This is a genomic window from Curvibacter cyanobacteriorum (genome assembly GCF_028649475.1).
Classification (GTDB): domain Bacteria; phylum Pseudomonadota; class Gammaproteobacteria; order Burkholderiales; family Burkholderiaceae_C; genus Curvibacter; species Curvibacter cyanobacteriorum.
Genome location: NZ_JAQSIP010000001.1, coordinates 308,275 through 323,879, shown reverse-complemented (window position 1 = coordinate 323,879; position 15,605 = coordinate 308,275). Strand labels below are relative to the sequence as shown.

Sequence of the window (15,605 nt, the reverse complement as noted above, 5' to 3'; positions counted from 1 at the left end):
CTCGCCGCGATCGCGCGACGCCCCCGGCAGACCCGCCCCGAAAAAACTTACTGGAACTGGGACAGGAAACGGATGTCGCCGTCAAAGAACAGGCGCAAGTCGTTCACCCCGTAACGCAGCATGGTCAGGCGATCGGGGCCCATGCCAAAGGCAAAGCCAATGTATTTTTCGGGGTCCAGGCCCATGTTGCGCACCACGTTCGGGTGCACCTGGCCCGAGCCGGCCACCTCAAGCCAGCGCCCGGCCAAGGGGCCGCTCTGGAACTGAATGTCGATCTCAGCGCTGGGCTCGGTGAAGGGGAAGAAGCTGGGACGGAAGCGCAGCACCAGGTCGTCGGACTCGAAGAAAGTGCGGCAGAAATCAGTGAAGACGACCTTCAGGTCCTTGAAGCTCACGTTGGCGCCGATCCACAGGCCTTCGCACTGGTGGAACATCGGCGAGTGCGTGGCGTCGCTGTCCACGCGGTAGGTGCGCCCCGGGGCGATGACGCGGATCTCGGGCATGGTCTCGCCGGCATCGAGCAAGGCACGGTGGCGGTTCACATGCTGCACCGCGTGGCGGATCTGCATCGGGCTGGTGTGGGTGCGCAGCAGGTTGGGCGCCTTGTCCGAACCACCTTCCACATAGAAGGTGTCGTGCATCGAGCGCGCCGGGTGGTCCTCGGGCGTGTTGAGCGCCGTGAAGTTGAACCAGTCGGATTCGATTTCGGGGCCCTGGGCCACATCGAAGCCCATCGAGCCAAAGATGCCCTCGATGCGCTCGAGGGTCAGCGACACCGGGTGCAAACCACCCTGCCCGGCCTGGCGGCCCGGCAGGCTGACATCCAGCGCCTCGGCCTTGAGTTGGGCGTCCAGTTCGGCATCGGCCAGGGCCTGGCGGCGCGCGTTCAAAGCAGCCTCGATGGCTTGCTTGGCCTGGTTGATGACGGCACCACGGGCCTTCTTTTCATCAATCGACAGGCTGGCCAGCCCCTTCATCAGCTCGGTGATGCGGCCCGATTTGCCCAGGAAAACAGCCTTGGCGTTCTCCAGGTCCGCCGGGGTGGCAGCTTGCTCAAAACCTTGTCTGGCGCTGTCGACCAGTGCGTCCAACTCGTTCATAAATTCTCTTGTCAATGAAAAAGGGCTAAAGCTTTCAAAAAGCCCTAGCCCTTGTTTCTTGTTCGCAGCGCCCCACCGAACGGCGGGGCGTAGCCGTGAAAAAATCAAGCAGCCAGCTTGGCCTTGACTTGGTTCACGATGCTGCCGAAGGCAGCCTTGTCATGCACAGCGAGGTCGGCCAGCATCTTGCGGTCGATCTCGATGGAAGCCTTCTTCAGGCCGTTGGCGAACTGGCTGTAGGTCAGGCCCAATTCACGCGCAGCGGCGTTGATACGGGCGATCCACAGCTGACGGAACACACGCTTCTTGGTACGACGGTCACGGTAGGCATATTGCCCAGCCTTCATGACCGCTTGTTTGGCGATCCGGAAGACATTACCGCGGCGACCACGGAAACCCTTAGCAAGGGCCAGAACTTTTTTGTGACGGGCACGGGCCGTTACACCACGTTTGACGCGAGGCATTGAATTACTCCTTGTTCGTCAGTTGATTACAGGCCAGCACCAGGCAGCATCTGCGCCATGTGACCCATGTTGGTCTCATGCACAGCCACTGCACCGCGGAGGTGACGCTTGTTCTTGGTGGTCTTCTTGGTCAAGATGTGACGCTTGAAGGCTTGACCGCGCTTGACGGTGCCACCCGGACGAACTCGAAAGCGCTTCTTTGCGCTGCTCTTGGTCTTCATTTTGGGCATGTGAATGCTCCTTTTCATTGTGCTCGTGAGGCGTCTGCAAACTCCTTGCAGCCTTGATGGCCCCGAGCCACTTGGTCGGTCAGGCGCTTTTCGGCACCCGACCTGGGCCGCAGGCCGAAACCTGCACCCTGCCGCAGGCCCCCCGAAGGTGGCCCGCAGTGTTTCTCAAACTGTCAATGTCACGCGGCGCTGGAGGCGGCCGGCGCAGCGTCGGGCTTGGCAGCCACCGACTTGCGCTTGCCTGGGGCGATCATCATGACCATCTGACGCCCTTCCAGCTTCGGGAACTGCTCGACCACAATGAGGTCGGCCAGTTCATCGCGAATCCGCTGCAGCAAGGCCATGCCGATTTCCTGGTGGGTGATTTCCCGACCGCGGAACCGCAGGGTGATCTTGCACTTGTCGCCATCGTCCAGGAAGCGCTTGATGTTGCGCATCTTGATGTTGTAGTCGCCGTCATCCGTTCCGGGACGGAACTTGATTTCCTTGACTTCGATGACTTTTTGCTTGGACTTCGCTTCAGCAGCCTTTTTTTGCTCCTGATACTTGAACTTACCGTAGTCCATCAGACGACAGACCGGCGGGTTCGCTGTGGCCGCAATTTCAACCAGATCCACATCCAGTTCACCCGCCATGCGGAGTGCTTCCGCGAGGCTGACGATGCCGATAGGCTCATTCTCAGGGCCGGAAAGACGAACTTCCGGGGCCATGATTTCACGGTTCAGACGGTGCTTGCGCTCTTCCCGCTGGCGGCGATCACGAAATTCAGTAGCGATGGCTCGAATCCTTAAAACAATATGCTACAAAAAACGTAGCTTCAACCGACGAGGTGCGCCGGCTAAAGCTGGTTTCACAAAAAATCAGACTTTAGAAGCGATGTCCGAGGCGATCAGTGAAGAGAACGCTTCGACGGACATCACACCGAGGTCTTTGTTGCCCCGGGCGCGCACTGCGACGGCGCCGGCTGCCTTCTCTTTGTCACCCACGACAAGGATGTACGGCAGCTTTTGCAACGAATGCTCCCGTATTTTATACGTAATTTTCTCGTTGCGCAGATCCAATTGCACCCTAAGCCCTTGATTCTCAAGCGATTTGGCCAAATCGCGGCAGTAATCGGCCTGGGAATCGGTGATGTTGAGCACCGAAACATGCACCGGCGCGAGCCAAGTGGGCAGCGCGCCCGCATGTTGCTCGATCAAAATGCCGATGAAACGCTCGAGGCTGCCCACGATGGCACGGTGCAGCATGATGGGGCGGTGGCGCGAACCATCCTCGCCCACGAACTCGGCATCCAAGCGCTCCGGCAGGTTGGGGTCGACCTGGATGGTGCCGCATTGCCAGGGGCGACCCAGCGCGTCCTTGAGCGTGTACTCGATCTTGGGCCCATAGAACGCGCCCTCGCCCGGCAGGTACTCGAACTCGCAACCCGAAGCCCGCAGGCCTTCGGCCAGCGCGCTCTCGGCGCGGTCCCAGCTTTCTTCGGAGCCAATGCGCTTTTCAGGGCGGGTCGACAACTTGTAGATGATGTCGGTGAAGCCGAAGTCCTTGTAGACCTTCTGCAGCAAGGTGGTGAAGGCAATCACTTCCGACTGGATCTGGTCTTCGGTGCAGAAGATGTGACCATCATCCTGGGTGAAGGCACGCACGCGCATGATGCCGTGCAGGCCGCCGGTGGGCTCGTTGCGGTGGCACTGACCAAACTCGCCGAAGCGCAAGGGCAGGTCACGGTAGCTCTTGATGCCCTGCTTGAAGATCAGGATGTGACCCGGGCAGTTCATCGGCTTGAGCGCGTAGTCGCGCTTTTCGCTTTCGGTCGTGAACATGTTTTCACGGTACTTGTCCCAGTGACCGGTCTTCTCCCACAGCGACTTGTCGATGATCTGCGGGCCCTTCACCTCCTGGTAACCGTTCTCGCGGTAGACGCGGCGCATGTACTGCTCCACCTCCTGCCACAAGGTCCAGCCCTTGGGGTGCCAGAACACCGTGCCCGGCGAGTGCTCATCGATGTGGAACAGGTCCAGCTCACGGCCCAGCTTGCGGTGGTCGCGCTTTTCGGCCTCTTCGAGCATGGTCAGGTACTGCTGCAACTCGTCCTTGGTGGCCCAGGCCGTGCCGTAGACACGCTGCAGCATCTCGTTGCGGTGGTCACCACGCCAGTAGGCACCGGCCACCTTCATGAGCTTGAAGAACTTGAGCTTGCCGGTGCTGGGCACGTGGGGGCCACGGCACAGGTCTTCGAAATTGCCTTCGCGGTACAGCGACACGTCTTCATTGGACGGGATGCTGGCGATGATCTCGGCCTTGTAGTGCTCGCCCAAGCCCTTGAAATAGGCCACAGCCTCATCGCGCGGCAGCACGCGACGCACCACGGGTTCGTCCTTGGCAGCCAGCTCGCTCATGCGCTTCTCGATCGCCGCCAGGTCCTCGGGCGTGAAGGGGCGCTTGTAGGCAAAGTCGTAGTAGAAGCCATGCTCGATCACCGGGCCGATGGTGACCTGGGCATCGGGAAACAGTTCCTTGACGGCGTAGGCCAGCAAGTGGGCGGTGGAGTGGCGGATCACCTCCAGACCATCGGCGTCCTTGGCGGTGACGATGGACAGCGGGCTGTCGGCGGTGATGGTGTAGCTGGTGTCCACCACCTTGCCATCAATCTTGCCAGCCAGGGCGGCCTTGGCCAGGCCCGTGCCGATGGAGGCAGCCACTTCGGCCACGGTCACCGGACCGGGAAATTCGCGTTTGGAGCCGTCAGGAAGCGTGATCTGAATCATGTTGTCTGTGGGTTGAGCCGAGAAAAACGGACAAGAAAAAAGCGCGGTGGAGGCCGCGCTTTGATCTGGAGTGCAAGGAAAGGGAAGCAGGCGCGAACCTGGGGCCTCATGGGGCCTGGAGGGTCTCCGGGGGAGTTCGCGGTGTCATAACCAGTCTTGCCTTTCTCGCTCTTGCAGGTTGAGATCTCGCCATTTTAACGGCATGGGCGAACCCTGCCAACGCCAGGCGCCCCAAGCCGTGCGCAAGCACCCAGAAAAAACCCGGCCGAAGCCGGGTTTTCAGAGGCACTTCAGAGCGCTCAGTGGAACTGCTCTTCTTCGGTCGAGCCGGTCAGCGCGGTCACGCTGGACTTGCCGCCCTGGATCACGGTGGTCACGTCATCGAAGTAACCGGTGCCCACTTCTTGCTGGTGCGACACGAAGGTGTAGCCACGGTCGCGGGCAGCGAACTCGGGCTCTTGCACCTTCTCGACATAAGCCGACATGCCGCGGGCCACGTAGTCCTGGGCCAGGTCGAACATGCCGTACCACATGTTGTGGATGCCTGCCAGCGTGATGAACTGGTACTTGTAGCCCATGGCGCCCAGCTCGCGCTGGAACTTGGCGATGGTGGCGTCGTCCAGATTCTTCTTCCAGTTGAAGGACGGCGAGCAGTTGTAAGCCAGCAGCTTGCCGGGGTGCTTGGCATGCACGGCGTCCGCGAACTTCTTGGCGAAGGCCAGGTCCGGCGTGCCGGTTTCGCACCACACCAGGTCAGCGTAGTCGGCGTAGGCCACAGCGCGGGAGATGGCTTGGTCGATGCCCTTCTTGGTCTTGTAGAAGCCTTCGGCGGTGCGCTCACCGGTCAGGAACGGCTTGTCGTTTTCGTCGTAGTCGCTGGTCAGCAGGTCAGCGGCTTCGGCATCGGTGCGGGCGATCACCAGGGTGGGCACGCCGTAGACGTCAGCGGCCATGCGGGCAGCGATCAGCTTTTGCACCGCTTCCTGGGTCGGCACCAGCACCTTGCCACCCATGTGGCCGCACTTCTTCACCGAAGCCAGTTGGTCTTCAAAGTGAACGCCACCGGCGCCAGCGCGGATCATGGCCTTCATCAGTTCGTAGGCGTTCAGCACGCCGCCGAAACCGGCTTCGGCATCGGCCACGATCGGCGCGTGGTAGTCGATGTAGCCCGCGTCGCCAGGGTTCAGGCCCTTGGACCATTGGATTTCGTCTGCGCGGGTGAAAGCGTTGTTGATGCGCTCGACCACCTTCGGCACCGAATCCACCGGGTACAGCGACTGGTCGGGGTACATGGCCGAGTATTCGTTGTTGTCGGCAGCGACTTGCCAGCCCGACAGGTAGATGGCCTTGATGCCAGCCTTGACCTGCTGCATGGCTTGACCACCGGTCAGCGCGCCCAGGCAGTTGACGTAGGGCTCGTTGTTGACCAGGTTCCACAGCTTCTCGGCACCACGGCGGGCCAGGGTGTGCTCGACTTGGAACGAACCGCGCAGACGCACCACGTCAGCGGCGGTGTAACCACGCTTGATGCCCTTCCAACGGGGGTTTTGGGCCCAGTCTTTTTCGAGGGCGGCAATTTGCTGTTCGCGGCTCAGTTGCTCGGTGAGGGATTGCGGCATGTGTTCACTCCTGGTTGATTGAAAGGGGCCGGCTTCGTTGCGGATGCAATTGCGATGCCGTTGGACTAACTTTAAGTCTTCTATAAGAGTTAAGAACAATCTTATGTCTTATACAAGACATTTTTTTAATCGTTATAAATCAACAACTTGCTTCATTGATATCTCAATGCGAAATTCAATTTCTCATATCGAGAAAAATGTCGCGCCGCAGCAATAGCAATTTTTCACATTAAGAAATCAATGAATGCCTGATGAAATCACACCGTGCGGGACCCGGGACCTCAGCGCCCCAGCACGTGGCGCATCCAGTCGCCATGCCCAATTTCAGGGCGCCCATGCACCCGATCGGGGTGGATTTCATACACCAGGCAAGTGAGAGCATGCGCCCCCAGCATGACGGTGATCTGACGCCGCTGGTACTCGTCATCAGGCCGCCCGGAAATGTCCTCGATGGCGTCCAACACGGCTTCCAGTTCAGGTGCCACCCGGTACACCTCGCCCCACACCGGGCGGGCCAGCGCCTCACCCTCGGCCAGGAGGCGCAGGCCGGGGTACGGCCCCAGGTCAAACAAGCGCCCCCACACCTGGGCCGGCCCCAGGCAGCGCGGCGCCGGTCGCAGGCGGTTGATGTCATTGCTGCCGCCGGCCCGCAAGGTGCCGTAGACGAAGACGTCGATCCCGGGGCCCGCATCGGCCGCTTCGGGCATCATGGCGGGCGTCATTGCTTCGGTGAATTCATGCACGTTGATTCCTTGTCAAAAACCCTGTCACCCAGTCGCCCCGTGGCCTGCCTGTGCCTGGCAGCCAGCATGGCGTTGGTGGGCAGTTATGTGGCGCTGTCCAAACCACTGACCCTGATCTTGCCCGTGTTCCTGCTGGCCTGGCTGCGCTTTGGCATCGGCGCACTGGCCATGGCGCATTGGACGCGCCGCCCCGCCCACGAAGCCCCCATGAGCAGCAGCACCCGCAAGCTGGTGTTCCTGGAGTCGCTGTTTGGCAATTTCTTGTTCTCGATCTTGATGCTGACCGGCGTCAGCCTGACCACCGTGGTGGCCACCGGCGTGATCATGTCGGCGATCCCCGCCTGCGTGGCCTTGATGAGCTGGCTGTTCCTCAAGGAGCGCATCACGCCGCGCGTCATGCTGTCGATCGGTCTCGCGGTGGTGGGCATCGCCATGTTCACCCTCAACAAACCCGAAGCCCAGGCCGGCAGCCCGGTGGGCCCCCAGGTCTGGCTGGGCAACCTGCTGGTGATGGGCGCCGTGCTGTGCGAGAGCGCCTACGCGGTGATTGGCAAGCGCCTGACCGGCGCCCTGGGCGCGCGACGCATCAGCGCCCTGATCAACCTGTGGGGCCTCGCGTTGACCACGCCCTTCGGGATCTACCAAGCCCTGTCGTTTGACTTTGGCAGCGTGGACCTGCGCTATTGGATGCTGCTGGTGTTCTACGCCTTGGCCGCCAGCGTCTGGACCGTGTGGCTCTGGATGACCGGGCTGCGCACAGTGCCGGCCGCGCAGGCGGGCCTGTTCACGGTGATGCTGCCGCTGACCGCGGCCGCGGTCGGGGTGCTGTTCCTGGGCGAACCCATGAACGGCCAGCAAATGCTGGCCTTCGGCATCGCCTTGGCGGGGGTCGTGCTGGCCACCCTGCCCGATCGAGCAAGCACACCTCGAGCACCCCACTGAGGGGCGAGGGCAAAGGCAAGGCAAAGGCAGCGCGGTCCGCGCCGCGTGCCCAGGCCTCAGATCAGGGCCTGATGGCTGATCACGATGCCATCGGCGTCGGCGTACAGCCAGTCGCCCGGCTGCACCCAGACCCCCTGGATTTGCACGGGCAGGTTGCGTTGGCCTTCGTTGCGCTTTTCGGTTGGCAGCGGGATCAAGGCCAGGGCCCGGATGCCGATGGCCTCGGCGTTCAGCTCGGCGATGTCGCGCACGCAGCCATCAACCACGACACCCGCCCAGCCGTTGCGGGCGGCCGCTTTGGCGATGTTGCCGCCCACGAGGGCGCGGCGCAGCGACCCGCCACCGTCCACCACCAGCACTCGGCCTTCGCCTGGCGTGTCCAACACCTCTTTGACCAGGGTGTTGTCCTCGAAGACCTTGAGCGTCACCACCGGGCCCGCGAAGGCGGGCACGCCGCCGTAGGCCTGAAAAACAGGGGGCACAACACGAAAGCGCCCGGAGCCGTCGCTCTTGTGCTCATCGCACAGATCGCAGGTGCTGAAAGGGGTGGAGAAAACCGCCATGGTAAGAACAACTTTCTGATGGAATGGTTGAAGCCTGCCCGCCGGGTCAGCGCCAAGGCATGGGCCTCGCGGGCTGGGCCATCAAGCATACAAAACAATGCCGCGCACCCGCAGCAACGGGGCCCCGCGCGGCGCCACGAACCGGGCCGGTGCCCCGCCGCCCGCCCTGCCCTCGCCACCCGCACTGCACCGTGTGCCCTGCCCCAGCCCCCAGCAAGACACACAGGCGACGCACAGACGACACATGGGCGCCACACTGCAGGGCGAAAAATATGTGTTTCCACTTGGAAAGGCGTTTTTTCTCCTTTAGCATCCGGTATGCCAGCGAGAACGCAGTGTTTGGCTGGTGATTAGTCAACTTCCAAAAGGAAAATTCAATCATGGCAACTGCAAAGAAAGCCCCGGCAAAGAAAGCGCCTGCCAAAAAGGCCGCGCCGGCAACCAAAGCTGCGACGCCTGCCAAGAAGGCAGCGGCTCCGGCTGCCAAGAAAGTAGCTGCCAAGGCGCCCGCCAAGGCAGCCGCTGCGCCCGCCAAGAAGGCCGCAGCCAAGGCACCCGCGACCAAGCGCACGCCGAACGCGGCTTTCATGAAGGCATTGACCCCCAGCGCCGCCCTGGCCGCCGTGGTTGGCAGCACGCCCCTGCCCCGCACCGAGATCGTCAGCAAGCTGTGGGTCTACATCAAGAAGCACGACCTTCAAGACAAGACCAACAAGCGCCTGATCAACGGCGACGCCAAGCTCAAGGAAATCTTTGGCAAGCCGCAGGTGTCGATGTTTGAACTCGCCGCCCTGATCGGCAAGCACGTCAAATAAAGACCTGCCCCTTTGGAAGAAGCCACCTCGCGGTGGCTTTTTTCATGGTGCGCCCGCCGGGTGAGCCCCCCACCTCGCGCACCGCAGTCCCGGCACCCGCCCCCCCCGCCTTCTACCAGTCTCAGCACCAAGCCACCGAACCCATCAACCCACCCCGGCGCATGGGTCGGTTCTGCCCCCCAAAACCACCCCGCACAAAGAACTTATTGCAAATGCGATAGATTCGCATTTATACTGACGTTCCTTTCAACAGCCAGCCTAACCTGCCTGTCCGCCATGATTGTCTGTGTCTGCCGCCGAGTGTCTGACCGCGAAATCGCCCGCCATGCGCGCGCCGGCATGAGCTTTGATGACATCCAGTTCGAACTGGGTGTGGCCACCCAGTGTGGCCGCTGCGAAGGCTGCGCACGCGACGTGGTGCAACAGTGCAATGCCACCCACCCGATGGCTGCCATTCATGCGCAGCCGCAGGGCCAGGTGATCCAGCTCGCCAGCCACATCACGGAAAGCAGAGCATGGAACTCCTCACCTCAATCGGCGGCAGCCTGATCCTGGTCATTGGTTCGGCCTGGTGGATCTTTCGCAAGTAAGCTTCTGGCTGGGCTGGCCGTTCCAACCGCGGCCCCCGACCCCTCTTCCCCTTTCATGACTGCCATGCCATCCCCCTCTTCGCAGGCGCGCGTGCCCCTGCCGGCCCTGAGCCGCAACACGGTCATCGTGGTCGGTGTGGTGCTGTTCCACGTCGGCGCCCTCTGGGCACTGCAATCCGGCCTGATCCGGCGTGCAGCCGAGGTCATCGTGCCGGCCGAGATCCTCAGCGAACTCATCGAGCCGCCCAAGCCCAAGGCCCCGCCGCCGCCGCCCGCACCGCAGCCCAAGGCCGTGCCGCAAAAGGCCATCACACCGCGCCCCAGCCCGCTGCCGCCCGCACCACAACCGGTGGCCATTGCCGACCCGACACCCGCTCCCAACGCCCCCACGGGCGTGGTCGCGCCCCAACCGCCGGCACCACCGGTAGCGGCCCCCGTGGCCTCGGCACCGCCGGCGCCCCCCGCGCCGCCGGCCCCGGTCAAGGTCGAGCTGCCGTCCAGCGACGCCGACTACCTGCAAAACCCGAAGCCAACCTACCCCGCGATCAGCAAGCGCCTGGGCGAACAGGGCAAGGTGATCGTGCGGGTGCTGATTGGCGCGGATGGGCTGCCGCAAAAGGCCGAACTCAAACAATCGAGCGGTTTCGACCGGCTCGACCAAGCGGCACTCACCACGGTCATGCGCTGGCGCTATGTGCCCGGTAAACGCGGAGGGGTGGCTGAAACCATGTGGTTCCAGGTCCCGCTCAATTTTGTTCTTGAATAAATCACGGAGTTTTGAATGGAAACCGAATTCGGATTGGCCCACGTCTGGGCGCAAGGTGATCTGGTCACCAAAGGGGTGGCGGTACTGCTGCTGGGCATGTCGCTGGCCTCGTGGATCGTGATCATCCTCAAGGCCCTGGACATCATCAAGTACAAGAAGCACGCCAGCAACGCCGAAGACTTTTGGCACAACCCCGACTTCTCGAGCGGCTTGAACAGCCTGGGCACCGACAACGACAACCCCTTCCGCCAACTGGCGCTGGCGGGCCGCGATGCCACCGACCACCATAGCAACACCAAAGTGCACCTGCACGACAGCCTGGACGTCAGCGACTGGGTGACCCGATGCCTGCGCAATGGCATTGACGAGTTCACGGCCCGCCTGCAAGGGGGCCTCGCCGTGCTGGCCTCGGTCGGCTCGACGGCTCCTTTCGTCGGCCTGTTTGGCACGGTCTGGGGCATCTACCACGCCCTGCTGGGCATCGGCGCCAGCGGCCAGGCGACCATCGACAAGGTGGCTGGCCCGGTGGGTGAAGCGCTGATCATGACGGCCCTGGGCCTGGCAGTGGCCATCCCGGCGGTGCTGGGCTACAACGCCCTGGTGCGCGGCAACAAAGCCATCCTCAACAAGCTCAACAGCTTTGCCCACGACCTGCACGCCTTCTTTGTGACCGGTGCCCGTGTCCACGCTGGTGGCGCGGCGACCACCGTGGTGCCGCTCAAGAAAGGCAGCTGAGCATGGCATTCGGACGTCAGGAAGATTCCGATGAGGTGATGAGCGAAATCAACATGACCCCGCTGGTGGACGTCATGCTGGTGCTGCTGATCATCTTCATCATCACCATCCCGGTGATGAAGCACTCGGTCAACGTGGACCTGCCACGCGCCAGCAACCAGCCGCAGGACGCCAAGCCCGAAACCATCCGCCTCTCGGTGGCCGCCGATGGCAGCTACTACTGGAACGAGAACCGCATCGACGACGCAGCCTTGAAGCCGCTGCTCGACACCGCCGCCGCCCAGCAGCCGCAGCCCGAGCTGCACCTGCGCGGTGACCGCGAGGTGCGCTACGAGCGCGTGGCCCAGGCCATGGCGGCGGCCCAGTCGGCCGGCGTGCGCAAGATCGGCTTCATCACCGAACCCGCGCGCTGACCCGCCCGCAGGCCGGCCACCCGGCCGCGAGCGCCCACAAAAAAGCCGCCCTGATCGGGGCGGCTTTTTCGCTTGAGGGAGCCGGGGCTTGCCCCCCGGCCACCCGCCTCACCTCACAGGCCGATGGCGGCGATGCCTGCCTTGGCGATCTGAGCGTCTTCGCTCGACTTCACGCCGCTCACGCCGACCGCGCCAATGCACTGACCGTCCTTGATGATGGCGACGCCACCTTCGAGCAGGCCCTTGATCTCGGGCACGCTCAGGAAGGAGTAACGGCCGCCGTTGACGATGTCTTCGTAGACCTTGGTTTCGCGGCGACCCAGCGCCGCCGTGTGGGCCTTGGCAGGTGCAATGTGCGAGGAAATCGCGGCGGCACCGTCCAGGCGCTGCAGCCACAGCAGGTGACCACCATCGTCCACGATGGCAATGGTCACGGCCCAGTTGTTCTTCAGGGCTTCCGCTTCAGCGGCGGCCGCGATGGCTTTGACGTCGGACAGTTCGAGGACAGACTTGGTTTTCATGGATGACCCTTCTTGACAAATCAATTCAACACAGCCCTCAAGGATAACGGCGCCCGCTGCCACCGATCCGCTTGCGGGATGAAAAACAACTTTCACTTTCTTGATCATCATGTCCCTTCAACCCTTCGGCTCTCTTGAAAATCAGAGCGCACTCACCACATAGAATGCCAAGACCGCTGTCGCGGTGCTTCAATGGAGATTCCGTCATGAACCAACCTTTCCAACACGTCGATCTGTCTGTCGGCTACGGTCAGGCGCTGTCACAAGAACAACGTCACCGCGTGCTGCGCAACACCTACTGGCTGCTGGCCTTGAGCCTGGTTCCCACCGTGCTGGGCGCCTGGGTCGGTGTCGCCACCAACCTCGCCTCGGTCCTCAGTGGCGGTGTCGGCCTGGTGGTCTTCCTGGCGGGGGCCTTTGGCTTCATGTTCGCCATCGAGAAGACCAAGCACTCGGCCACCGGTGTGCCGGTGCTGCTGGGCTTCACCTTCTTCATGGGCCTGATGCTGTCGCGCCTGATTTCGATGGTGCTGGGCTTCAAGAACGGCCCTGAGTTGATCATGACCGCCTTTGGCGGCACCGCAGGCGTGTTCTTTGCCATGGCCAGCCTGGCCACGGTGATCAAGCGCGACCTGTCCGGCATGGGCAAGTGGCTGTTTGTCGGCGTGCTGGTGCTGCTGGTGGGTGGCCTGGTGAATGCCTTTGTGGGCTCCACGGCCGGCATGCTGGCCCTGTCGGTGGCCGCGATCGGCATCTTCAGCGCCTACATGCTGTACGACATCAAGCAGATCATCGACGGCGGCGAGACCAACTACATCTCGGCCACCCTGTCGCTGTACCTGGACATCTACAACGTGTTCCAGAGCCTGCTGTCGCTGCTCGGCATCTTTGGTGGCGAACGCGACTGAGCGCCACACCACCCCACTGCCAAAGGCCCTTCGGGGCCTTTTTTCATGGGCCGGCGACGGTTCGCTGCCAACTCATTCAACTCGGCGCCCCGAATGTCGATAATGAATTCAGTACCAACGTCGGGTCGAATGATGCTTTCTCGCTTGCTTCTCCTTGTTCCCCTCCTGCTGCTGGCCGGCTGTGAGATCCCGGGTCTGGGCCCCGACCCCAAAGTGCTGCAACGTGAAGCCGACGCCAAAGCCACCGGCGGGGCCTGCCGCTACGCCCAGCGCGGCATCGAGGACTGCTACACCCTGAACCCCAAGGCCCCCAAGGCGTCGGTGTTTGAGGGCTGGAAGGAGATGGACGCCTACATGCGTGAGAACAAGATCGAAGGCGCCCCGTCGGTGATCCCCGTGCCCGTGGCCCCGCCACCGGAAGCGGCCAAGCCCAAGGAAGAAGTCGAGGAAGCCAAGCCCAAGAAGGGCAAGGCCGACAAGCACTGAGCGCCGGGCGAAAGGCCCGCCCGCCGTCCGGCGTCACGACCGGGCATGTCCCCCCGTCGCTGGGCCTCGGGCCGCGGCGCTCGGCCTGAAGGGCCCCACCCCAGGCTGGCTGGCAGCGGGGCCTGGGGGCGCCCCTGGGCACGCCCTGGCCCACGACCCCAGACCACCCCAGGCTCAGGCTCAGAGCCAGGCGTCGGTGCGCTCGAATACCGCCATGCTCTCGACGTGGGCGGTGTGCGGGAACATGTTGACCGCGCCGGCCGAGACACAGCGGTAGCCCCCCTGGTGCACCAGCAGGCCCGCATCGCGCGCCAGTGTGGCGGGGTTGCAGCTGACGTAGACGATGCGCTTCGGGGCGTTCCAGCCCGTAGGCAGGCTGCCGGGCTGCGCCAGGTGCTGCTGGTGCAGGTCGCTCAAGGCCTTGGCGAGCGCAAAGGCGCCCTCGCGCGGCGGGTCCACCAGCCAGCGGTCGGCATAGCCGTCGGCCACCAGCATCTCGGGGGTCATCTCAAACAGGTTGCGGGCCACAAAGCCCGTCGGGCACAGGGCCTCGCCGGCCGAGCGCGTGGCCTGGTTGGCGCTGTAGTTCTCACGCGAGCGGGCCACCAGGGTTTCGCTGCCCTCGATGCCCAGCACCTCGCGCGCCTGGGTGGCCAGCGGCAGGGTGAAGTTGCCCAGGCCACAGAACCAGTCGATCACGCGCTCGTCGCGTTGCACGTCCAGCAGGCGCAACGCGCGCGTCACCAGCACGCGGTTGATGTGCGGGTTGACCTGGGTGAAGTCGGTGGGCTTGAACGGCATGGTGATGCCGAACTCGGGCAACGCATACGACAGCACCGGGCCGCCCGGCTTCATCAGGCGCACCGTGTCGGGCCCCTTGGACTGCAGCCACCATTGCACGCCGTGCTGGTTGGCAAAGGCCTCCAGGCGGTCCAGGTCGCCTTGGCTCAGCGGCTCCAGGTGGCGCAGCACCAGGGCCGTGACGCTGTCGCCGCAGGCCAGTTCAATTTGCGGACAGGTGTCGCGTGCCGCCATGCCGGCGATCAACTCGCGCAGTGGCATGAGCATGGCGTTGACGTGCGGGGGCAGCACCGGGCATTCCTGCATGTCGGCCACATAGCGGCTCTTGCGCTCATGGAAACCCACCAGCACGGTGCCCTTCTTGACCACGTGGCGCACCGACAGGCGCGCGCGGTAGCGGTAGCCCCAGGCCGGGCCCTCGATGGGGCGTAGCAGGTTCTCGGGCTTGACCTTGCCCAGGTGCCAGAGGTTGTCTTCGAGCACGCGCTGCTTGACCGCCACCTGCGCACTGACCTGCAGGTGCTGCATCTTGCAGCCCCCACAGGCGCCGGCATGCAGCCCAAAGTGGGCGCAGCCCGGGCGCACCCGCTGCGAGGACTCGCGGTGGATCTCGGTCAGCGTAGCCTGCTCCCAGTTGTTCTTCTTGCGGTTCACCTGAGCGCTGACGATCTCAAACGGCAGCGCACCGTCGATGAACACCACCTTGCCGTCGGGCCGACGGGCCACGCCCTGGGCCTCCAGGTCCAGCGCATTCACGGCCAGCCAACCCGGTGGCAGATCGGCCGCCGGCAGGCCGCCGTCCAGGGGCAACTCGGCAGCGTCAACGGGGGTGTCGGAGGCCGACGGGGCGGCAGACTGGCTCAGACCGGTGGCATTGGTCTCGGTGGGGTGGGAATGCAAAGAATCGGTTGTCATCCCCCGATTGTCTCAGGAGCCGCGGGCGCCACGCCGCCCAGCGGCTCAGAACAAGCCGAATCGGCTCCCCATCGAATGATCGGGCACACAAGCACCAGAGCACTCCAGAGCACTCCAGCGCAAACATCCGAGCACTCCGGCGCGGGCTCGGCCTGCGCCCCAGGCGCCTCAGCCCCCACCGAGGCCGCCGCACGAGCCCCTGTCAGCCGGTCGGCCCGGTCCAGGG

Annotated in this window: 18 protein-coding genes; 8 read left to right on the top strand and 10 right to left on the bottom strand. The window is 63.4% G+C overall.

Features of this window, described 5'->3' with window-relative positions:
• Positions 1-47: 47 nt before the first annotated feature.
• From pheS to PSQ40_RS01375, 7 genes are all read right to left on the bottom strand, one after another.
• The gene (gene pheS / locus PSQ40_RS01405; protein WP_273948172.1) at positions 48-1,100 is read right to left on the bottom strand and encodes a phenylalanine--tRNA ligase subunit alpha; all 1,053 of its coding nucleotides are present in this window, start codon (positions 1,098-1,100) and stop codon (positions 48-50) included.
• Positions 1,101-1,204: 104 nt separating this feature from the next.
• On the bottom strand, positions 1,205-1,564 hold the full coding sequence (gene rplT / locus PSQ40_RS01400; protein ID WP_027475500.1) for a 50S ribosomal protein L20: 360 nt from the start codon (positions 1,562-1,564) through the stop codon (positions 1,205-1,207).
• 26 nt (positions 1,565-1,590) lie between these two features.
• On the bottom strand, positions 1,591-1,794 hold the full coding sequence (gene rpmI, locus PSQ40_RS01395) for a 50S ribosomal protein L35 (RefSeq protein ID WP_027475501.1): 204 nt from the start codon (positions 1,792-1,794) through the stop codon (positions 1,591-1,593).
• A gap of 179 nt (positions 1,795-1,973) precedes the next feature.
• Positions 1,974-2,579 (bottom strand): translation initiation factor IF-3, encoded by a 606-nt coding sequence (infC, locus tag PSQ40_RS01390; protein ID WP_273948818.1) that lies wholly within the window; start codon positions 2,577-2,579, stop codon positions 1,974-1,976.
• Between the two features lie 75 nt (positions 2,580-2,654).
• Complete coding sequence (gene thrS / locus PSQ40_RS01385) at positions 2,655-4,562, bottom strand: threonine--tRNA ligase (protein ID WP_273948171.1); 1,908 nt, start codon at positions 4,560-4,562, stop codon at positions 2,655-2,657.
• A 299-nt stretch (positions 4,563-4,861) separates the two neighbouring features.
• Positions 4,862-6,181 carry an isocitrate lyase gene (gene aceA, locus PSQ40_RS01380; protein ID WP_273948168.1) on the bottom strand — a complete coding sequence of 440 codons (1,320 nt, stop codon included), beginning with the start codon at positions 6,179-6,181 and terminating at the stop codon, positions 4,862-4,864.
• Between the two features lie 281 nt (positions 6,182-6,462).
• Complete coding sequence (locus PSQ40_RS01375) at positions 6,463-6,924, bottom strand: gamma-glutamylcyclotransferase family protein (protein ID WP_337961812.1); 462 nt, start codon at positions 6,922-6,924, stop codon at positions 6,463-6,465.
• Between PSQ40_RS01375 and PSQ40_RS01370 the strand changes: the two genes are divergently transcribed.
• Positions 6,919-7,866, top strand: a complete 948-nt coding sequence (locus tag PSQ40_RS01370) for a DMT family transporter (protein WP_273948167.1) — start codon at positions 6,919-6,921, stop codon at positions 7,864-7,866. The two genes, PSQ40_RS01375 and PSQ40_RS01370, sit on opposite strands and share 6 nt — an antisense overlap.
• A 56-nt stretch (positions 7,867-7,922) precedes the next feature.
• On the opposite strand, the gene rraA is transcribed toward PSQ40_RS01370, so the two are convergent.
• The gene (gene rraA, locus PSQ40_RS01365; RefSeq protein ID WP_273948166.1) at positions 7,923-8,429 is read right to left on the bottom strand and encodes a ribonuclease E activity regulator RraA; all 507 of its coding nucleotides are present in this window, start codon (positions 8,427-8,429) and stop codon (positions 7,923-7,925) included.
• Between the two features lie 380 nt (positions 8,430-8,809).
• On the opposite strand from rraA, the gene PSQ40_RS01360 reads away from it, so the two are divergent.
• From PSQ40_RS01360 to PSQ40_RS01340, 5 genes are all read left to right on the top strand, one after another.
• Positions 8,810-9,244, top strand: coding sequence for an SWIB/MDM2 domain-containing protein (locus PSQ40_RS01360; protein ID WP_273948164.1), 435 nt, complete (start codon positions 8,810-8,812; stop codon positions 9,242-9,244).
• A gap of 276 nt (positions 9,245-9,520) precedes the next feature.
• Positions 9,521-9,793: a (2Fe-2S)-binding protein gene (locus tag PSQ40_RS01355; RefSeq protein WP_273948162.1), complete on the top strand. Its 273-nt coding sequence runs from the start codon at positions 9,521-9,523 to the stop codon at positions 9,791-9,793.
• Between the two features lie 105 nt (positions 9,794-9,898).
• Complete coding sequence (locus PSQ40_RS01350) at positions 9,899-10,600, top strand: energy transducer TonB (RefSeq protein WP_273948160.1); 702 nt, start codon at positions 9,899-9,901, stop codon at positions 10,598-10,600.
• A gap of 15 nt (positions 10,601-10,615) precedes the next feature.
• Positions 10,616-11,335, top strand: a complete 720-nt coding sequence (locus PSQ40_RS01345; RefSeq protein ID WP_273948158.1) for a MotA/TolQ/ExbB proton channel family protein — start codon at positions 10,616-10,618, stop codon at positions 11,333-11,335.
• 2 nt (positions 11,336-11,337) lie between these two features.
• Positions 11,338-11,748, top strand: a complete 411-nt coding sequence (locus PSQ40_RS01340; protein ID WP_273948156.1) for an ExbD/TolR family protein — start codon at positions 11,338-11,340, stop codon at positions 11,746-11,748.
• A gap of 113 nt (positions 11,749-11,861) precedes the next feature.
• Here PSQ40_RS01340 and PSQ40_RS01335 read toward each other — a convergent pair whose 3' ends face one another.
• Positions 11,862-12,269, bottom strand: coding sequence for a GlcG/HbpS family heme-binding protein (locus PSQ40_RS01335; protein WP_273948154.1), 408 nt, complete (start codon positions 12,267-12,269; stop codon positions 11,862-11,864).
• Positions 12,270-12,475: 206 nt separating this feature from the next.
• On the opposite strand from PSQ40_RS01335, the gene PSQ40_RS01330 reads away from it, so the two are divergent.
• Together PSQ40_RS01330 and PSQ40_RS01325 are read left to right on the top strand one after the other, a co-directional pair.
• Positions 12,476-13,177, top strand: coding sequence for a Bax inhibitor-1/YccA family protein (locus PSQ40_RS01330; RefSeq protein ID WP_273948152.1), 702 nt, complete (start codon positions 12,476-12,478; stop codon positions 13,175-13,177).
• A gap of 129 nt (positions 13,178-13,306) precedes the next feature.
• Positions 13,307-13,663, top strand: coding sequence for a hypothetical protein (locus PSQ40_RS01325; RefSeq protein ID WP_273948150.1), 357 nt, complete (start codon positions 13,307-13,309; stop codon positions 13,661-13,663).
• Positions 13,664-13,843: 180 nt separating this feature from the next.
• Here the strand turns inward: PSQ40_RS01325 and rlmD are convergent, their stop codons facing one another.
• Positions 13,844-15,379, bottom strand: a complete 1,536-nt coding sequence (rlmD, locus tag PSQ40_RS01320; RefSeq protein WP_273948148.1) for a 23S rRNA (uracil(1939)-C(5))-methyltransferase RlmD — start codon at positions 15,377-15,379, stop codon at positions 13,844-13,846.
• Positions 15,380-15,605 lie beyond the last annotated feature (226 nt).

Excerpts from the sequence above, each read along its gene's own strand:
- pheS (WP_273948172.1), bottom strand. The coding sequence starts at position 1,100 with ATGAACGAGTTGGACGCACTGGTCGACAGCGCCAGACAAGGTTTTGAG.
- rplT (WP_027475500.1), bottom strand. The coding sequence starts at position 1,564 with ATGCCTCGCGTCAAACGTGGTGTAACGGCCCGTGCCCGTCACAAAAAA.
- rpmI (WP_027475501.1), bottom strand. The coding sequence starts at position 1,794 with ATGCCCAAAATGAAGACCAAGAGCAGCGCAAAGAAGCGCTTTCGAGTT.
- thrS (WP_273948171.1), bottom strand. The coding sequence starts at position 4,562 with ATGATTCAGATCACGCTTCCTGACGGCTCCAAACGCGAATTTCCCGGT.
- aceA (WP_273948168.1), bottom strand. The coding sequence starts at position 6,181 with ATGCCGCAATCCCTCACCGAGCAACTGAGCCGCGAACAGCAAATTGCC.
- PSQ40_RS01370 (WP_273948167.1), top strand. The coding sequence starts at position 6,919 with ATGCACGTTGATTCCTTGTCAAAAACCCTGTCACCCAGTCGCCCCGTG.
- rraA (WP_273948166.1), bottom strand. The coding sequence starts at position 8,429 with ATGGCGGTTTTCTCCACCCCTTTCAGCACCTGCGATCTGTGCGATGAG.
- PSQ40_RS01360 (WP_273948164.1), top strand. The coding sequence starts at position 8,810 with ATGGCAACTGCAAAGAAAGCCCCGGCAAAGAAAGCGCCTGCCAAAAAG.
- PSQ40_RS01355 (WP_273948162.1), top strand. The coding sequence starts at position 9,521 with ATGATTGTCTGTGTCTGCCGCCGAGTGTCTGACCGCGAAATCGCCCGC.
- PSQ40_RS01350 (WP_273948160.1), top strand. The coding sequence starts at position 9,899 with ATGCCATCCCCCTCTTCGCAGGCGCGCGTGCCCCTGCCGGCCCTGAGC.
- PSQ40_RS01345 (WP_273948158.1), top strand. The coding sequence starts at position 10,616 with ATGGAAACCGAATTCGGATTGGCCCACGTCTGGGCGCAAGGTGATCTG.
- PSQ40_RS01340 (WP_273948156.1), top strand. The coding sequence starts at position 11,338 with ATGGCATTCGGACGTCAGGAAGATTCCGATGAGGTGATGAGCGAAATC.
- PSQ40_RS01335 (WP_273948154.1), bottom strand. The coding sequence starts at position 12,269 with ATGAAAACCAAGTCTGTCCTCGAACTGTCCGACGTCAAAGCCATCGCG.
- PSQ40_RS01330 (WP_273948152.1), top strand. The coding sequence starts at position 12,476 with ATGAACCAACCTTTCCAACACGTCGATCTGTCTGTCGGCTACGGTCAG.
- PSQ40_RS01325 (WP_273948150.1), top strand. The coding sequence starts at position 13,307 with ATGATGCTTTCTCGCTTGCTTCTCCTTGTTCCCCTCCTGCTGCTGGCC.
- rlmD (WP_273948148.1), bottom strand. The coding sequence starts at position 15,379 with ATGACAACCGATTCTTTGCATTCCCACCCCACCGAGACCAATGCCACC.